At 44.5% G+C, this 17,744-nt stretch carries 14 protein-coding genes; 8 read left to right on the top strand and 6 right to left on the bottom strand.

The window, feature by feature from the left end; genetic code table 11:
- Positions 1-165: 165 nt before the first annotated feature.
- The 3 genes from H6541_09000 to H6541_08990 form a co-directional block, all read right to left on the bottom strand.
- Positions 166-1,092 (bottom strand): sugar kinase, encoded by a 927-nt coding sequence (locus H6541_09000; protein MCB9015917.1) that lies wholly within the window; start codon positions 1,090-1,092, stop codon positions 166-168.
- A gap of 148 nt (positions 1,093-1,240) precedes the next feature.
- Positions 1,241-2,203 carry a transaldolase gene (gene tal, locus H6541_08995; GenBank protein MCB9015916.1) on the bottom strand — a complete coding sequence of 321 codons (963 nt, stop codon included), beginning with the start codon at positions 2,201-2,203 and terminating at the stop codon, positions 1,241-1,243.
- 233 nt (positions 2,204-2,436) lie between these two features.
- Entirely contained in the window at positions 2,437-2,712 is a 276-nt protein-coding gene (locus H6541_08990; protein MCB9015915.1) for a hypothetical protein, read from the bottom strand.
- 183 nt (positions 2,713-2,895) lie between these two features.
- Here H6541_08990 and H6541_08985 point away from each other — a divergent pair, with 183 nt between their 5' ends.
- Complete coding sequence (locus H6541_08985) at positions 2,896-3,315, top strand: DUF2721 domain-containing protein (GenBank protein MCB9015914.1); 420 nt, start codon at positions 2,896-2,898, stop codon at positions 3,313-3,315.
- A 139-nt stretch (positions 3,316-3,454) separates the two neighbouring features.
- Here H6541_08985 and H6541_08980 read toward each other — a convergent pair whose 3' ends face one another.
- Positions 3,455-5,887 (bottom strand): carboxypeptidase regulatory-like domain-containing protein, encoded by a 2,433-nt coding sequence (locus tag H6541_08980; GenBank protein MCB9015913.1) that lies wholly within the window; start codon positions 5,885-5,887, stop codon positions 3,455-3,457.
- A 573-nt stretch (positions 5,888-6,460) separates the two neighbouring features.
- Between H6541_08980 and H6541_08975 the strand changes: the two genes are divergently transcribed.
- From H6541_08975 to H6541_08955, 5 genes are all read left to right on the top strand, one after another.
- The gene (locus H6541_08975) at positions 6,461-7,528 is read left to right on the top strand and encodes a histidine kinase (GenBank protein ID MCB9015912.1); all 1,068 of its coding nucleotides are present in this window, start codon (positions 6,461-6,463) and stop codon (positions 7,526-7,528) included.
- Complete coding sequence (locus H6541_08970; GenBank protein ID MCB9015911.1) at positions 7,525-8,265, top strand: response regulator transcription factor; 741 nt, start codon at positions 7,525-7,527, stop codon at positions 8,263-8,265. The genes H6541_08975 and H6541_08970 overlap by 4 nt, the downstream gene beginning before the upstream one ends.
- A 209-nt stretch (positions 8,266-8,474) precedes the next feature.
- On the top strand, positions 8,475-11,720 hold the full coding sequence (locus H6541_08965; GenBank protein MCB9015910.1) for a hypothetical protein: 3,246 nt from the start codon (positions 8,475-8,477) through the stop codon (positions 11,718-11,720).
- Positions 11,721-11,969: 249 nt separating this feature from the next.
- On the top strand, positions 11,970-12,449 hold the full coding sequence (locus tag H6541_08960) for a hypothetical protein (GenBank protein ID MCB9015909.1): 480 nt from the start codon (positions 11,970-11,972) through the stop codon (positions 12,447-12,449).
- 76 nt (positions 12,450-12,525) lie between these two features.
- Positions 12,526-13,011 carry a hypothetical protein gene (locus H6541_08955; protein ID MCB9015908.1) on the top strand — a complete coding sequence of 162 codons (486 nt, stop codon included), beginning with the start codon at positions 12,526-12,528 and terminating at the stop codon, positions 13,009-13,011.
- A gap of 294 nt (positions 13,012-13,305) precedes the next feature.
- On the opposite strand, the gene H6541_08950 is transcribed toward H6541_08955, so the two are convergent.
- Both H6541_08950 and H6541_08945 read right to left on the bottom strand, forming a co-directional pair.
- The gene (locus tag H6541_08950; GenBank protein ID MCB9015907.1) at positions 13,306-13,560 is read right to left on the bottom strand and encodes a hypothetical protein; all 255 of its coding nucleotides are present in this window, start codon (positions 13,558-13,560) and stop codon (positions 13,306-13,308) included.
- A gap of 253 nt (positions 13,561-13,813) precedes the next feature.
- Positions 13,814-14,302 (bottom strand): hypothetical protein, encoded by a 489-nt coding sequence (locus tag H6541_08945; protein MCB9015906.1) that lies wholly within the window; start codon positions 14,300-14,302, stop codon positions 13,814-13,816.
- Between the two features lie 258 nt (positions 14,303-14,560).
- Between H6541_08945 and H6541_08940 the strand changes: the two genes are divergently transcribed.
- Positions 14,561-15,346, top strand: a complete 786-nt coding sequence (locus H6541_08940) for a zinc-ribbon domain-containing protein (GenBank protein ID MCB9015905.1) — start codon at positions 14,561-14,563, stop codon at positions 15,344-15,346.
- A gap of 13 nt (positions 15,347-15,359) precedes the next feature.
- Positions 15,360-17,444 (top strand): hypothetical protein, encoded by a 2,085-nt coding sequence (locus H6541_08935; protein ID MCB9015904.1) that lies wholly within the window; start codon positions 15,360-15,362, stop codon positions 17,442-17,444.
- Positions 17,445-17,744 lie beyond the last annotated feature (300 nt).

The raw sequence follows: 17,744 nt of genomic DNA, 5'->3' as shown, positions 1-17,744 counted from the left end.
GTCGTTTCACAAGGCAGGTCTAGGGCGCCGGTACAGCACTTTTCGGGCGGTATGATGCAGATGAAATACAGGTTGGCCGGGAGCTGAATATTTTGGTTACAGGAAGGCTTGATGCTGTCAGGCTTTCCTGTAACTGTTTAAATGGTAAATGCCCCGTTGGTTTTGTTAATCTACCAGATCGATGTCGAATTGTACCAGGTCGGAGAATTGTCTGATTCTGTCGTTCAGTACTCCGTTGTGAATGGACTGCAGGCCTTCGGTGCCGAATTTTTCGACAGTAAATGACGCCATTGCTGAACCGCAGATGATGGCACGTTTCATGTTTTCGAATGAAATGTCACCTGTTTTGGCTATATAGCCAATAAATCCGCCGGCAAATGTATCGCCTGCCCCGGTGGGGTCAAATACGTCTTCAAGCGGCAGGGCAGGAGCAAAAAATACACTGTCTTTGTGGAAAAGCAGGGCTCCGTGTTCCCCTTTTTTTATAACCAGATATTGAGGTCCCATTGTGAGTATTTTACGGGCTGCTTTTACAAGCGAGTATTCTCCCGAGAGCTGACGCGCCTCTTCGTCGTTGATGGTAAGAACGTCAACCATGCCAATGACTTCAATCAGGTCGTCCCAGGCGCTGTCCATCCAGTAATTCATGGTGTCCATTACAATGAGTCTGGGTCTTACCGGGAATTGTTCAATTACGCTTTTCTGAATTTGCGGGGTCAGGTTGCCCAGCATCAGAAACTCTGCACTTTTATATGATTCAGGTAGTACCGGATTGAAATCGGCCAGTACGTTGAGTTCGGTGGCCAGTGTGTCGCGCGAATTCATGTCGTTATGATAGCGGCCCGACCAGAAAAATGTTTTGCCTTCCCTGATGATTTCTATTCCTGATGTTTCAACGCCGTTGGCATTTAACAAATCAAGATATTCCTGAGGGAAATCGCCACCGATTACGGAGACAATTTTTGCATCAACTTTAAGTTTTCCGGCTGCAAGTCCGATAAAGGTTCCTGCACCGCCGAGAATTTTATCGGTTTTTCCGAAAGGGGTTTCAATGGCATCAAAAGCAACTGTTCCGACAACGACTAAGCTCATGGTTTTAAAAATAAGAGGTAAAAAATAAAAAAAAACAGACCTGTAGCTTGAGGCTAAAAGTCATGCAACAAACTGAAAAACAAGAAGTGAAGTGATTTCATAGCTTGTTTTTCAGCGGATGCAAAGGTATATAAATAATCCGGGTAACCTAATTCAGAAACTCCTGTTTCAGAAAGTCTTCCAGCTTTAAAAGGTCTACCGTGAATTTTCTGATTCCTTCGGCCAGCTTTTCGGTGGCCATGGCGTCTTCGTTCATCAGCCAGCGGAATGATTTTTCATTGATATCAATGCGGGTGATGGGCAGGCCTGAGGCTTTGTTCGCGTCGAGTTTCAGCTCGGTCACTTCATTTGATTCTTCCAGTTCTTTGAGCAGCGAAGGGGCAATGGTGAGCAGGTCACATCCGGCAAGTGCGGTAATTTCGCCTTTGTTGCGGAAACTGGCTCCCATTACTTCGGTGGTATATCCAAACTTTTTGTAATAATTGAATATTTCGGTAACGGAAATAACGCCGGGATCCTGGTCGGGCGTGATACCGGTAAGATCTTTTTCTTTTTTGTACCAGTCAAGAATACGGCCTACGAAAGGCGAAATCAATGTAATGCCGGCTTCTGCACAAGCGATGGCCTGTATTTTTGAAAACAAAAGGGTGAGGTTGCAGTGGATGCCTTCTTTTTCAAGCTGTTCGGCGGCACGGATGCCTTCCCAGGTTGCAGCTACTTTAATCAGGATACGCTCACGCGAGATTCCTGCAGCTTCGTAAAGCCTTATCAGTTCCCGGGCTTTGGCAATGGTAGCTTCGGTGTCGAACGATAAGCGGGCATCTACTTCAGTGCTGACGCGACCCGGAACAATTTTCAGGATTTCAAGTCCGAAATTCACAGCAACACGATCGAGGCAAAGCGAAAGTTGCGTGGCTTTGTCCTGGCTAAGTGTTTTGGCTTCGGCGGCTGCCTGAGCTGCCAGATGACGGTATTTTGCATCTTTCGCCGAAGCGTAAATCAACGAAGGATTGGTCGTTGCATCTACAGGGCGGTAAGCAATCATCGATTCAAAATCGCCGGTATCGGCCACCACGCGGGTGAATTTTTTTAGTTGTTCAAGGGCGTTCATAAGCTTGTTGTTTTGCGGTGCAAAGGTAAACAACTTGTGAAAAAGTGGAAGGATAATGACCTTTTTGATTTTTTTTAATGTCAAGGAATCCTGTTTTTTATACAATGGCTGTGCTGCTATGCACGTGTCTTCAAACAGAAAGAGTGCAGGTATTACTGAGATTTACCGGTTTGTTTGGCCTGACAGGAAGTTCATTACGGGTGAGGACCGAATACCTGAATATGGTAAACAGCCTATTGGCCGAACACCATCCAGAGTCCCGAAAGCAGGGCTGCAATGGCACATAGAATGGCAATTACCCTGTTTTCAAATGCCAGTTGCCTTTGGCATTCATCAAGGCGCTGATTAACTTTTTCGGTTTCTATGCCCAATGCAAGCGCTTTGTTGTACCATTTAATGGCAGGTCTGAGCAATTCAATTTTCATAAAATCATCGCCCATCTGCATAAACCGGGAAAAGTCGCTTCCATTGGCATGAGGATGAGGTGTTGAATGTGCGTTTTCCATCATTTATAAGCTGATATACACAAATATAAGCAATTTTTGTGAGCCCTGCCAGTCAATATTTATGTTTTTGCATGATGATGCACTCAATGGCTAAAGGCAATAGTCAGGCTGGATTTCTTTTGTACATTTACCGGAAGAACCAGAGAGGAATGATGGATTTGATTGTTGATTCACAAAAAATGTATCATGCACGAACAAATTACACTTACGACACCGGCCCTGCTGTTTTCAGCTATTTCACTTATTTTACTGGCGTATACCAACCGTTTTTTGGGCTATGCCAGCCTTATCAGAGGTCTTCACGAGAAGTTCAGCGCAGATCCAAATGAATTGCTCGAAGGCCAGATTGCCAATCTCAGGAAGCGGTTGTACCTGACAAAGTACATGCAGATGCTGGGTGTGGGCAGCCTGTTTTTATGCGTGGGCACCATGTTTCTCATCTTTGTGGGAGAATTGTCGGTGGCCATTCTTATTTTTGGCGTTGCGCTGATTATGATGCTTGTTTCTTTGGCAATTTCAATTTATGAGATTCAGATTTCGGTCAAAGCGCTTGATTTGCATCTTGGCGATATGGAGCAGGAGCAAACGAAACACTCAGAAGCTTAATTCAGCCTGAATTATAAAAATTGCTCGCAAAGTACCTGGTCCGCAATACAACGGCTCGTTTTTTATTACTGTTTTCAGGAAAAATAAAAAAAAAGGGACTCTGATATGAAGAGTCCCCTTTCGGTTTATGTTATCAAATCTATTGTTTTACAATGGTTTTACTTACCACTTCGCTGCCTGAAATAAGGCGGATGAGATAAGTTCCCTGCCCCAGTCCGCTCAGGTTGATGGAGCCTTTTACTGATTTGTATTGTTGCAAAAGAGTACCTTGTTGTGAATAAATTTCAACTGCATCTGCTTGATTGCCTTTGATATAAAGGCGGTTGGTTACCGGATTGGGGTAAATGGTGAATGTTTCGTGCTGAGGCTGGCTGATGCCTGTGAGCAGAAGGTAAACAGATTCATTTACATCAGCACCCCATACGGTGAGTGAGCCTTCTTCTGTGATAAAATCAATGGCCGTAACCGTATATGGCCAGGTGCCGTTGGTTAGCTGGATAGTAGCCACACCATTGTCGTTGGTTGTAAGTGTTTCACCATTGATGGTAATTTCGGCGCCGCTGAGTAAACCCATGTTGGAATCAACGGTGAATGTCACAGTATAAAGGCTGGTGGTGTCGGGCTGAAGTACAATGTTTTCAGTTACATTGGCTCCGGCAATTTCAACTGAGCCGGTATAGGTTTCGTAATTCTGCAGTGAAGCGTTATAGCTATATGTGCCGTCAGGCAGTTCAATGGTAACTGTTCCGGCACTGTTGGTGAGCAATGGTTCAGGCTGACCTTCTATTTCAATTGAAACTCCTTCAAGGGGTTGTCCATCTGCATTGTTTACCTGAAAACTAAGGACAAAGGTGGGTATTACAACGGCAGTGAGCTGAACATTTACGTCAGTATTTCCATTGGCAATAACTGCACTTCCGTTTTCACTGATATATCCTTCTTTCGAAACGGTATAAGGATATGTGCCATTGCCCAGGGTAATGGTTGCCATTCCTTCGCTGTTGGTGGTGAGGGTTTGAGAAGCAACGGAAATTTCGGCGCCGGCCAGCGGAGCCATATCTGTATCAGTTACATGAAAAGTCAGCAAATAGTTGCTGCTGTTGGTCAGGGTAACATTTACATGGTTGGTGCCGGCAGTAACGGTAAAGTTGCCATTGTAGGTATTGTATCCTGCAAGTGAGGCTGTAAAAAGGTGATTGCCCGGTGATAACATTGCTTCTGCCGTTCCGCTGGCATTGGTATAGAGGGTTTGTTCAAAGTTTTCGATGCTGATTTCAACCTGCTGAAGCGGTGAGCCTGATGCGTTTTCAACAGTAAAAATGGTTGGATAGGCGCATGAAGGCATAAATTTTACCAGTCCGAGTGTGGCATTGTCAACCGCATGTACCACCACGGTTTCAATACTGGCCGAATCCTGTGTTGCTACACCCCAGCAATTGTACATGGCTTTTTGTATAACCGGGCCGTTATTGTAAAGGTCGTAAAGGATGCCGCCGTTTCCGTTGTCGGAAAACTGGTTGCCGCCAGGATTAAAAGTGGCTGCTGTGCTGTCGCCCATATTTACCTGCGGATATCCGATAATGGTAATGCCCCACAGGTTTCCACTGATGATGTTGCCTGTAACCATTGCCTGCAGGTTAGAAGAAGCACTTGAAGCCGTAAAATTGATGCCGCTTCCTCCCAGGTTCGGGTCGCCCTGAATGTTGTTGTTGGTGATGGTATTGTAGCGAATGGCGCCGTTGATGGGGCTTCCTGTAAGGGTGATGCCATAGCGGTTTAAGTCAACCACGTTGGATTCAATCACCACATTGCCGGCTACACCCACCAGCGATGAATAGGCAATGCCCCCCGATGAGGTGTTGCCGTTGCCAATAACTGTGTTGCCAACAATAAAGGTAGTATCATTTTCGCCAGCCGGGCCCATGTTGATTTGCGGGCGATTTGAATTCTCTGTTGTGTTTCCGAAAATATAGTTGTTGCGAATATTGGCCCTGCAGGCTATGTTTGAACCTGAAGCAATAGCTCCGCGCTGATTGTAGGTAAAGGAACAATTGGTTACACTGGCCAGCCCTGAAATGTCGAGGGCTGCACTTGAAGCATAAGAGCCTGATGTAGAGCCTGATTTGTAGTAATTTTTATAGAATGTACTTCCGTCGATAGAGAAAGTGCCGGCAATGACGCGCATTCCTCCGCCAAATCTGAAGCTGGCGTTTTTAATGTTGGTGACATGCCCCGACTCCAGTTTTATGCCGCGCCATTTATTGGCAGAAGTGCTGTCGATGGCTGTGAACAATGCTTCGGATGGTGCATCAATGGTGAGTATTCCCGACGACTCAATGCCAGTCAGGTCATGAAAAAATACAGTAACATTGTCCAGGATACTGAGTGAGTCGGAGGGGAGAATCAGAATGGTGGAAGTTACTTCGTAGTGATCGCCGTTCAGAATAACGGCACCTGCCGAGTTGGTGACCAGCGAGTCAAGATTCCACGATACCCCGGTGCCGGGAGTGCTGTACTGCGCCTGCGCCCAAAGGCAGGCCATAACAAGTAAAAGAGTAAAAGTTTTTTTCATGCCATTGTTAATTAGAATGATGAATAAATCTGATGGCTGCAAAATACTGACGATGTGATTTCAGAAAGAAAATCTTCTTTTAATTCACTATCCTTTTGATTTGCAACTACCTTTTATGAATGTACAAAGTTAGATTTAATTGTATTGTAGCCACTATAAATGCGGGTCAAAATTCATTTGGAAACAGATTTATGACATTAAATATGGCCGTTAAGTAAAATAATTTTATGAATCACAGGCGTTGTGATGAAAATATTCAGGTCGTTGGCAGTACAGCGCGATAGTGCTTTACTTTGGGTAGAAGCTTATTATTTTTTAATGAAAATGCGATATGCCTGTTACCCCCTTTTACAGAATCAGACTTTCATTTTGGCGGTTAAACCACGTGTTTTGTCGATTTGATGGTGGTTTATGGTCTTGAAATTCATTATTTTGCTTAAATTTGATAGGCAACCATCATTGGCAAAACAATATTAAAATGAAACCCACATGAATTGCGTTCGCTAACACAGATGAAATTAATTTTCAAACATGTGGGTTCCATCAGACCTTTAAAATCAAAATTATTTACTGATGAAAAGGAAAAATATCCTGCTCATTCACTTCTTCTTCTGGTTTTATATTGTAAACCAGTCATTATTTCCTTTGTATATCGGACAGTATGAAGCATCCTGGTTATATAACAATCAGTATTTAAAGGATGTTTTTATTAACACCATGCTCAATGTTGTGTCGTTTTATGTGATTTATCTCTTGTTTCCGGTGTTGATGAAATTCAGATATAAGTTGGTGGCCATCATGGCAGGGATGATTGTTTTGTTGTTGCTCACTGCCATCAGAACACCGCTTGAACTTATCTTTTGGAAACTTCCCGGCAACAAGGACGGAGCCGAACTGGTGTTTAAATGGATGTATGTCTGGAATAATCTGCGGCTGGTTATCATTACCGGCATATATGCTGTTCTTATCCGTTTTATGATTCACGCTTTTGAATCGCAGAAACAAAAGGATGAGTTGATAAACCAGCGGCAGGCAAGTGAACTGGCCCTTTTACGGTCGCAGGTTAATCCGCATTTTCTTTTCAATACACTCAACAATATCTATTCACTGGTTTATAAAAAATCAGATTTGGCACCGGCTGCGGTTATGAAACTGTCATCGGTTATGCGGTATATGTTTTTTGATGCTTCTGCTGATAAAGTGCCGCTGGATAAGGAGTTGGATTACCTGAAAAGCTTTATTGAACTGCAGAAACTTCGCATCAGTCACCCCGATTTTGTTTCGCTGCAGATTGAAGGAAACCCTGAAGGTCACCTTATTGCGCCAATGTTGCTGATTTCGTTTGTTGAAAATGCGTTTAAACACAGCAGCAAATTGCACAGTCCCGGAATTATCATCCGCCTGTTTGCCGGTAAGGAAGGCATCGTTTTCAGTGTGGTCAATTACCTGAAAAGGACAAAACTTCCTGAAAGTGAAATTTATAGCGGCATCGGCCTGGCTAATATCAGGCGAAGGCTTGAACTTACCTATCCGGGCCGGCATAAGCTCACCATTACACAGAATGAGGAACAATTCAGTGTCAATCTTGAAATCTGGAAGGAAGCAGCAAGGCCTGTTTCAAATAAAACCCCGCAAACATGAAAATAAATTGTATAGCCATTGACGATGAACCCCTGGCCCTCGATATCATCAGGGAATACTGCGAAAAAGTGCCTTTTTTAAACCTGCAGCATACTTTTGGCAATGCCATAGATACACTCGAGTATTTGCGCAACAACAAGGTTGATCTTATTTTGCTTGACATTCAGATGGAAGAGCTCACCGGCATACAGCTGCTGAACGCACTTAAAGTTAAACCATTTGTGATTCTGACTACAGCCTACGATGCCTATGCCCTGCAGGGATTTGACCTGGATGTGACGGATTATCTTTTGAAGCCCATTTCATTCGAACGGTTCTTAAAAGCCATTGATAAGGTTTATGACCGCATGTTGAATGAGGGGCAAAAGCTTGCTGAGACAAATCCATCGGCCCATCAGCCGGAATTCAATGTCAAAGATTATTTTTTTGTTAAAACAGAAACTCGCATTGAAAGAGTGCGGACATCTGAAGTGCTTTATGTAGAAGGCATGGGCGATTACTGGCGTATTGTAACCACCAGCCGCCGCATCATGACCCTGATGAATGCCCGCGGAATTGAAGATGTTTTACCCGAGCCCCATTTTTGCAGGGTGCATAAATCATTTTTTGTGGCTATTGATAAAATTGATTTTGTTGAAAGAAGGCATATCAAGATTGCCGATCGTTCCATCCCTGTCAGCGACACGTATCAAAAGAATTTTTTTGATATGATTGAAGGCAAACGCCAGGGTTTTTGAAATTATGATGTCTTTCTGTTTTCCCCCTGGCCTTTATTCCTCAATTGATAAGTGTATTATTTGCAGTAGTTTAATAGGAATATTGCCTCCTGTTTTGTATTTTTGAATGAAGTAAACCCGGGTTGCGCCAGTTTGATTTGAGTTTATGCCGGCGAGTGAGGCGCAACTACCCGGCAGCCCAATCAGCAATGCTTAACACTGAAAACAGGATGAAAATCAAAGCAATTTTTACGGGGCTTTTTCTCCTGTCATGTTTATGGTGCAGCGCGCAGCAATATACATTTCTGGGCTATTCAATTGCCGACGGACTTTCACAGAGTGTAGTCAATTGTATGTACCAGGATTCGAGGGGCTTTATTTGGGTGGGTACGCAAAACGGCCTTAACAGGTTTAATGGATACGGGTTTGAAGTGTATACCTATGCTCCGGGCGACAGCACTTCCATCGCCAATAACTGGATTTTTGCCATTGCTGAAGATAAAAATGCCGACCTGTGGATAGGGACCAAGGGCGGATTGGTTAAATATCTGAGAAAGGAAGACCGCTTTGTCCGGGTAATTTATCAAACTCCTTATGCCCTGAGGGTTACTGATTATGTTTATGATGTTGATTGTGCCCGCAATGGCGATATACTTATCAATACACCGCCGGTGCTTTCTGTTTGCAACCCGGAAACCATGCAGTTTAAGCATTTTATCAGTCCGCTTGCATTCGATGGAAGTGTCAAAGACAACAATATTCCACTGCTTGAAGATGAAAAGGGAAATATATGGATGGGCTCTGCCAAGGGATTAGCCGTGTTTGACCCCGTATCGGCTAATTTCAGGGTGTTTACCTCTCAGCCCGGAAATCCTGCAAGTCTTTCTGACGATCAGGTTACTGCTTTGTTTCAGGATAAAGCCGGTGATATATGGATTGGCACCTCCGATGGGCTCAATCAATTACAACCGGGCAGCACCAAAATGATTCGTCATTACAGTGATTTGAACAGCGATGTTGCACTCAGCCATAGCTTTATTCGGGCTATTCTTGCCGATAAGCGCGGCAATCTCTGGATTGCAACAGAAGGGGGCGGGCTTAACAGGATGCACCGCAACACCGCCGGAAAATGGGTGTGCGAAAACTTCAGCGCCGATAAAAGCGGGTTGAATCATAACATTAATCTTTCGCTGATGATTGATCATTCGGATAATCTCTGGATTGGTACTTTGTCGGGTCTGAATAAAACTGATTTGAAGAAACGCAATTTCAGGCTTTACCGTAAAAGTGATTCTCCCTATTCAGTTGATTTGGCCGGAAATGTGATTGCCTCTATTTATAAAGACGAACAGGGCCTGATATGGGTGGGCAACTGGGGCCAGGGCCTTAATTTGTTGAACCGCGAAACAGGCCAAGTGGAGCATTATTCTGCTGAAGCCACTGGCCGAAACCATATTCCCAATGACTTTGTCCACACCATTTTTGAAGACAGGCAGCACACCATCTGGCTGGGAACACGCGACGGATTGGTTGTTTTTGACAAACAGCGCAGGAATTTTGTCCGTCCGTCTGTGGCGCTGCATGGAGTTGGTTTCCCTGATTTTGAAGGGCTCAGAATCAATATGATGATGCAGGACAGGCACGAAAATTTCTGGATAGCAACCAATGACGGCATTTACAAACTTTATCGAAACGGGAAGCCTGCCGAGCATTTTTATACTGATGCTCCGGCTGACCATCAAATCAGTGCTGGTTTGGTTTACGCTGTGCTCGAAGACAGGGAGGGCGATATCTGGATTGGTACCATCAACGGATTGGATATGATGGATGCTGAAACAGGCGATATTACACATTTTAAGAAAGATGAGAGCAAAGCAGGTTCATTGTCCGACAATTTTGTTACCGCCCTGTGCCAGGATGTGCATGGCGATATTTGGGTAGGGACCAATTCCTATGTAAACCGGTATTCAAAAGAAACCGGCACTTTCACGTATTATTCGCGCGAACAGGGTTTTCCTGCAAATCTGGTTTACAGCATTCTTGAAGATAAAAATCATACCCTTTGGTTTGCCACCGGCAATGGCTTGTGCCGGTTTGATGCCACGCACCATAAATTCTACAATTATACCGTTGAAGACGGTTTGCAAAGTCCCGAATTTAACCTCAGGGCATCGTTTCGCAGCAAAGAAGGGGAGCTGTTTTTTGGCGGAATGAATGGTTTTAACTCTTTTTATCCCGATTCGCTCAAAAGCAATCCGCATATTCCGGTGATAGCCATTACCTCTGTTTATAAAATTACCGAAGGGGTCAAAACTTACTTCAACCTGGAGGCTGCTGATCCGGTAGAACTTAGCTTTCGCGATAACACCTTTACAGTTGAGTTTGCAGCAATGGAATTTACCAATCCGGCTAAAAATGCTTACGCCTATATGCTGAAAGGAGTGGATAACAACTGGATTGATATTGGAACGCGCAATTTTGTTTCGTTTACCAATCTGCCACCCGGCGATTACACTCTTTGGGTAAAAGGTTGTAACAACGATGGGCTGTGGAATGAAAAAGGGGTAAGCATTCAGATAATAGTTTACCCGCCCTGGTGGAAAAGCAATGTTGCTTATGTGGCCTATGTCTTTTTGCTGGTTTTGTTGGTGTGGGTGTACATCAGGCTGCGCGAAAGGCAACTGATAAGGCAACGCCGGGTGCTCGAAGAACGGGTAAGGCTGAGAACCCTTCTGATTGAGCGTCAGAAGTCTGAAATCATGGAGAAAAATGCCCGGCTTAAAGAGTTGAATGCAGCCAAGGATCGCTTCTTCTCTATCATTGGCCACGATCTGCGCAACCCTTTCAATACCATTATCGGGCTGACCGATATTCTGCTCATTACCCTGAATAACATTGATCCGCTCAAGTTGCAGAAAAACCTCGAAAATATCAGAACTTCATCGCAACAAGCGCATGAATTGCTCGAAAACCTTTTGCTGTGGGCGCGTTCGCAAACCGAAACCATGGTGTTTATGCCTGAAGCGGTTGACCTTCAGCCACTGGTTGATGAAAGTGTTGATTTGGTTACGATTCAGGCAAACCGTAAGAACATTGCCATTAAATCTTCTTACAGCAAATGCCGGCCGGTGCAGGCCGATGTGAATATGGTTAAAACCATTCTGCGCAATCTGCTTACCAATGCGCTTAAATTTACCAACCGCAACGGCGAAATTCATATTTCTGTTGCTGAGCGCAAAGGCTTTTGTGTGCTGAGTGTCAGAGATAACGGCATTGGCATGTCGGCCGAAAAAGCCAAAAACCTGTTCAATATCGACGTTTCCAGCAAAACCAAAGGCACTGATCAGGAGCCCGGCACCGGGCTGGGCTTGATTTTGTGTAAAGAGCTGGTCGAAAAACACGGCGGCATGATTCAGGTTGACAGCGAAGCCGGCAAAGGCAGCGAGTTCAGGGTGCTTTTTCCGGTTATCGTTTAGCCTCTGCTTCCCCTGCATTTCCGTAAAGGAGTTTTTCCAAACTTTTTTTACCTCTACCGGGTAAAGAGTGCTGTTTTGTGCTCTTTTGTTCGGTCAAAAGCTGTTTTTCATCTGTAAGTCAGCAGATGCGGCAGGTGAGTCGGTAAGCGGTTGTTTTGGCTGGTTAAACGAATACATTTGATTGTGGCAGTGCATGTTGCGTAATTTTATGATGTTCAATGTTCAACCTAAAAACCGGAGGAGTTTACCATGAAAAAGTTATTTGCAATCCTGGTGCTGGCTATGTTCGCTTTTGTGGTGGAAGCCAATGCCGGAAATGAAACCCTGAATTATGTAAAATCCGGAGACAAGACGTATTTCTGCGAAAAAGTTCGCCCCGGATTGTTTTGTGCCAATATTACACTTGAAGATGGAACCACGCTTAAAATCCCCTTCAGAAAAGTAGATGCATACTTCTGTAATGGTCACCTGTTTGAAAGATTACCCGTAGTCATCAAAGGAGAGATGACCGGCCAAACAGCCCTTATGGAATATGTTACTACCCGCAATGGATTAAGACTTTACAAATACTGTGAGTTCGGTGAATGTGGCGATTTGATGGACAATACCTATAAAAAGGCACATCAACAAACAGCTTATTACGTGTTTAAGGATGGCGGATTTTATCTTGAGATCAACAAGAAGAACGCCTCAACCGTTTTGCCATTCTTTGGTATTGACGTTATCTGAAGCGCATTTGCTGACTGGCGGGCAAGTGTTTATTCAATTATCATCAGGCAATTGACCTGAAAGGAAAGGATACATCATGAAAACTTTATGGATAACAATCGCATTGGCCTTGTGCTCTTTGATGCTGATGTCTGAATCTGAAAGAGAGGGTTACGTGGTGGCAGATGGCAAAACTTATGTATGTGAGACCATGCGGACTGGATTTGCCAATACCCGTATTTTAACTGCTGAAGGACAGCTGATTAAAGTGCCTAACAACAGCATTCAGGCTTATCGTTTGAATGGACGGCAATTTGAAGTGATGCCCCTGATCAATCTCAGGGGAGATACGCTCGGTATGGCCTTTATGGAGCTTATCAGTGTTTGCAATGGGAAACGCCTTTACAGATATTGCAGCAATTGCAGCAAATACGACCCGTTGAGCGGCGAAATTGCCCCTATCAACCCCGTTTACCGGTATTATGTGCTGAGTGGAAAGCAGCTTAAGCTGATGCCAGAGCCGTGCAATAGTGATCTGGCTCTCTTCAACGTAAAGATTGTGAATGACCAGAGCCACCGATAATGCTGCTTATTTGAAGTAAATGAAACCGACGAGGCTAAAGCCTGTAATTTACCCTGACCTTTTCACATTAAAAGGCAGTCAGGCAAAATTCAATCTTTCAGGTGGGTTTGAAGGGATGTTATCATACGTCATCTCTCAAACTCACCTGTGGTGTTTTTGAGCAGTAACGAAATGCCAAACGGCTGTTCGGCAATGAGGTTGTGGTGCTGGTGTTTGTACAGAGAGCTGATGCGCAAGTGCCCAAAGGGCCGGAGAGTTCAGGTGTGGCATGAGGCAAGCGCTTTGCCTGTGTTTTTATATGGGGGTGAAGGCCGATTCAGGAAGCAGTAAGTCCTTGTCTTCGGTCAGGTTAGCATGGTGTTTTAGCCTGGATGCCCTGGTGGATTTCAGGTATTTTCGCACAAAGCCGGCAAGAGAAGTGATGCCCAGCAGCAGCAATAAAAATCCGATAACGGAAAGTATAGCCCAAATGCCATCTCTGGCAGATCCGGTGGCAGCGTGGCAAGGGCCGGCAACCAGCACTAGAAGTACAAAGCAGGTTTTTTTCATCGTTCTTTCTATTAAACAGGCAGAAATATTTAATGCAGGGCAGATGAATACAGCATTAACTTCAGTCAGCAAATTCAGGAACGGCAAGTGTTATAGCACCTGAAACAAAACAGGTGTACAGGTATGGTCAACCCTGATGCATTATACAAATATAGTTATTTTGGATGTGAAATCCTTCGGCGAATGAATGTTTTTTTACCTGTCGTTCAGCATATGATGCAGGCGACCTCTATAGCAGCCAGGCAATGGCCTGTTATTTTTTTTGAAAGCCCTGAAACACCTGCTTTGCATAGCCCTCGTATTCTGCAATTGACTCTTTGCTCAGGTGAAAGGAGCGCACACTGCTTAGCCGGTAGTTGGTTTCGGCAGCAATACCAAAGCCTGCATTCAGCCGCTTATAGTGCATGCACTGTATCTTGTCGGGCGATACGATCACAAACCAGGCGTTTTTGTAAGGGTAGTCCTTGAATTTATCGTCAAAACGAAAACAGCCATTGGCCCTGAATTTTACTTCCATATAAAACAAATCGCCGGTAAGTGAGCTCTGTACCACAAAGTCGGGCATAAAACGCAATGCCCGGCTGGTGGTATGGTTGTTATTTCTCAGTTCTTTGCTCAAAAACGGATGGGTTCTTTCGAGCCCGTAATTGAACACATTGTAACCGTTCATGCTGAACAAATCCTGAACAAGGTGTTCGGCCAGGCGGCCTTTCAGGGTGTTGAGGGAAAAGGAGTCAGACATGGTGAACGGATGTGACGAAAATAAATATCAGCATGGTCGTATTAATTTGATGCATACCTGCAATAATAAAGCTTTTTTTTCATGAAAGCGCTGAACCGGGGCATTTTCAGGCTTGTAACTTCAACCTGAAAGGGCTGTTCAGCTGCATTGTGCTGTTCAGCAAGCTGTAACGCTTCTCGTTGCTTGTGTGGTTTCATTATTTTTTCATAAATTGCTCACGCAAGTTTGTAAGAGAAGTAAGTTCATAAAACTATTGATATGTCATTTTGCAGCAATTGCGGCAACACTTTAAAGGCCGGGGCGAAATTTTGCAACAAATGTGGTGCTCAAATGCGAATTCCAGACTCAGGGGCCTGTCCGGTGTGCCGCAGGCCTGTTGCCGGAAACGAAAAGTTTTGCCCGCATTGCGGTGCTTCTGCAGCAAGTCAGGTAAGCAGCCATACACCCCCTGCCGCTCATTCTGCCAATCCTCCGGTTAAATCTGCGCCAAAGCCTGGCCCTTCTTCACCTCCTGTTTATGCCACTCCGCCGGTATCGCCGGTGGTTCGCCCAAAAAAGAAAGGCGGATGTGTCTGGAAATCGCTGCTGGTGCTTGTTCTGCTGATAGTGGCTGCACTAACGGCCCTGTATTTTTATGGCGACGATGGGCGTATTTCAGGTAAGGGCAGTGGAGAACTGACAGGTACTGATATTCCGGGTATTGTTTCAGTGGACGATACGGTTACGGAAGCAGCCATTGCTGAAACCAATGTGGATACAGGCGATCCGAAACAAGCGGCTGAAACGGTGGAAGATGCTTTTGCCCGTGCCGATACCACCCTGCTCAGGCAAATGCTTACACCGGGCAGTCAGGTAATCTACAAAGAAGCATTTAAAGAAATCAAACCCTATATGAGTGAATATTCCAAAGCATTCAGCACCCGCAAACTTAAAATTTCAACCCCTATTTATGCATTGTATGAGTTTATGGATGTAAATGGGAAAAAATATACGGCCGAGTTTGCGCTGAGCGATGATGGACAATGGAAACTGGTTAGATTTTGATAAATAAGCTGATATGAAAAATATTCAAACATACACACTGCCGGTTGTCATCCTTTCTGCATTGATAATGTGGGCCTTGTTTGTGGGCTACGGCAATCAAAAAAATCATCCTACGCTCAACAAATTTATTGTCAAGGCTTTTCTTGAGAAAAATAACAAAGAGAGTTTTTCGATGAAGAAATTCAAGCTATATGAATTTAAATTCGATAAGCAGAAACTCAGGGGCAATTACATCAGCAAGCCCGGCCTGTTCAATCCTTCTGAGATTGACCGTTTTCACGAAGATTTGGCCAACTGGTTGTATGGTGAAACTACTTACACCGAAGAAGCAGGCGAGAAAACACCGCTTGAATGGATGGCGCATGGTGGTTATTCGGCCGATGTGCCCGAGGTTCCCGCAAGCTTTCGCCACTTTTACGACCCCACCCGCCCCGATGGCCAGAAACACCTGACCGATGATGTCAACAGCAAACTGCTCAACTGGATTCAAACTAAATTTACCAATCCACATACCGATGGCGTTTCGTGGGCAGTAGGGCAAGCAGGTTCATTCGGGGCGCTGGAGCACAATTATACCTGGGAAAACGGCAAAGTATTTATGAAAGGAGCTTTGGAGGAAAAAGATCCTGAAAAGCGCAATGCCCTGATGGCCAAAGCCTGGCGGTCGCTGGGCGAAACCCTGCACATGATTGCCGACAATGGCTGCCCCTCTCATGTGCGCAATGATGCCCATCCTTCCATCCCTTTCCGCACAATGTCTTACTTTGGCAACCCCGACACATATGAGGAAATGATGGCTGAATTTCAAACCAACAATGAGGCCGGGCTGGATGAATTTCAATCGGGCAAGGCTGATCCTGACCTGGCGCTGAAGCTGGAGAAATCAACTACCATTCAGGAGGTGGCCCACAAACTGGCAGCCTTTACCAATGAAAACTTTTTTACCGATGAAACCATTTCGGGCACCGACTGGAAGGGCAATGTGGTGAAACCCATTACGCACCCAAACTATGTGTACAATTCGCCCAAACTGAGTGCTGCCACCTATTCCAATAATTATTACAGGCGCAATGTGGGCAACAAGGAGGTATTGCTGTGCACCGATACCTGGTTTTTTAACCAATATCCCATCTCCAAAACTTACCCCTACCTTGACGAAGCATGCGTAAAATCGCTGGCTTCGGTACTTGTTCCTGCCATAAAGGAAGCAGGCCTGAATGCCATCAGGCTTTACATTCCTGATTTGAATGTAAAAATCACTTCGCTGGCTGCTGATGGAAGCATCAGTGGCGAGATTGTTCATAAAACCGACAAGGAGTACACGAGAGCTATCCGTTACAATGGGCCGGTGGTGATTAAAACAGCCACGCTTGACCAACTCGGGAAGTTTGAAGCCCGCAATGGCCGGTTTTCGGGAAAAATTACCCCCGCCGACAATGCCTGGATTCATGCTGAAATTGAATTCGGGGGTGTGGTGGTGAAGTCGGAGCAAAAGAAAATGCAGGCTGCACCCGTAAAGCCAACAACCGATACACGGGATTTTTACACACTGGAATTTGTTTTTTATGCTGATATTTCTTTTACTGTTAATGGTTATAAAAATGACCATCAAGCCTGGTATAAAAACGGTTATAATTCTGTTGAGCTTTCCAGAGCAATAGTTATTTCAAAAGGCAATTTATTTTCAGGCAGACTCCCTGGTGACGATGGGCGTGAGGGTTGGGTGAAAGGGGAATACAATAGTGAGAAACTTTTATGGTTTAAGGCTCATTTTCACTATACCGATTATAATAATGGGGTAAAAGACTCAGAAGAATGGATTGATGTTGAAGTCAGAAATATTCCCATTGATGAGAATAATAACTATTCCAGACGTGGTTGGGATTGCGACAATCTCAGACCTGATCCTGAATTTCAGAAAAGTATTGTGAAAATGGAACGTAAGGTTAAATTCTTCCCATCCGGACAGGAAATATCCATAGATCGAATAAATTACAACCATTCGGAAGTAGAGCGATGCAAGAATTGGTTGAATCCGAATAGTATTTTTATACCTGCTTCTTTTTTTCGCCTCATGATATATAAATATGATAACTAATTTATCTGTGAAACGAGATAAAGACTGGAAAAACTTATGGATTCCCCGCTCTTTTATTGATGTGGATATTTCTTACAACAACAACAGATAAGTTTTCATGCTGATATGTAAGTGCAGTTTAAATGAGGTTTAAAGGCCGTTTAAAGGTCGTTTAAACCATGCTTTATCATATTCAGACTAAAGTCAGAAGCTGCCAACCCGGCAGGCTGCGGTGAATATATATGCATGAAGCGGTAACCGCAGGGCGCGGAAACGCTTGTCTTATACTGCCATTTTGCGCATATCAACCCGGAATTTTAT

It is taken from the genome of Lentimicrobiaceae bacterium (genome assembly GCA_020636745.1).
GTDB lineage: Bacteria > Bacteroidota > Bacteroidia > Bacteroidales > Lentimicrobiaceae > Lentimicrobium.
This window is presented reverse-complemented; position numbering and strand designations above follow the sequence as displayed.

Excerpts from the sequence above, each read along its gene's own strand:
- H6541_09000 (MCB9015917.1), bottom strand. The coding sequence starts at position 1,092 with ATGAGCTTAGTCGTTGTCGGAACAGTTGCTTTTGATGCCATTGAAACC.
- tal (MCB9015916.1), bottom strand. The coding sequence starts at position 2,203 with ATGAACGCCCTTGAACAACTAAAAAAATTCACCCGCGTGGTGGCCGAT.
- H6541_08990 (MCB9015915.1), bottom strand. The coding sequence starts at position 2,712 with ATGATGGAAAACGCACATTCAACACCTCATCCTCATGCCAATGGAAGC.
- H6541_08985 (MCB9015914.1), top strand. The coding sequence starts at position 2,896 with ATGCACGAACAAATTACACTTACGACACCGGCCCTGCTGTTTTCAGCT.
- H6541_08980 (MCB9015913.1), bottom strand. The coding sequence starts at position 5,887 with ATGAAAAAAACTTTTACTCTTTTACTTGTTATGGCCTGCCTTTGGGCG.
- H6541_08975 (MCB9015912.1), top strand. The coding sequence starts at position 6,461 with ATGAAAAGGAAAAATATCCTGCTCATTCACTTCTTCTTCTGGTTTTAT.
- H6541_08970 (MCB9015911.1), top strand. The coding sequence starts at position 7,525 with ATGAAAATAAATTGTATAGCCATTGACGATGAACCCCTGGCCCTCGAT.
- H6541_08965 (MCB9015910.1), top strand. The coding sequence starts at position 8,475 with ATGAAAATCAAAGCAATTTTTACGGGGCTTTTTCTCCTGTCATGTTTA.
- H6541_08960 (MCB9015909.1), top strand. The coding sequence starts at position 11,970 with ATGAAAAAGTTATTTGCAATCCTGGTGCTGGCTATGTTCGCTTTTGTG.
- H6541_08955 (MCB9015908.1), top strand. The coding sequence starts at position 12,526 with ATGAAAACTTTATGGATAACAATCGCATTGGCCTTGTGCTCTTTGATG.
- H6541_08950 (MCB9015907.1), bottom strand. The coding sequence starts at position 13,560 with ATGAAAAAAACCTGCTTTGTACTTCTAGTGCTGGTTGCCGGCCCTTGC.
- H6541_08945 (MCB9015906.1), bottom strand. The coding sequence starts at position 14,302 with ATGTCTGACTCCTTTTCCCTCAACACCCTGAAAGGCCGCCTGGCCGAA.
- H6541_08940 (MCB9015905.1), top strand. The coding sequence starts at position 14,561 with ATGTCATTTTGCAGCAATTGCGGCAACACTTTAAAGGCCGGGGCGAAA.
- H6541_08935 (MCB9015904.1), top strand. The coding sequence starts at position 15,360 with ATGAAAAATATTCAAACATACACACTGCCGGTTGTCATCCTTTCTGCA.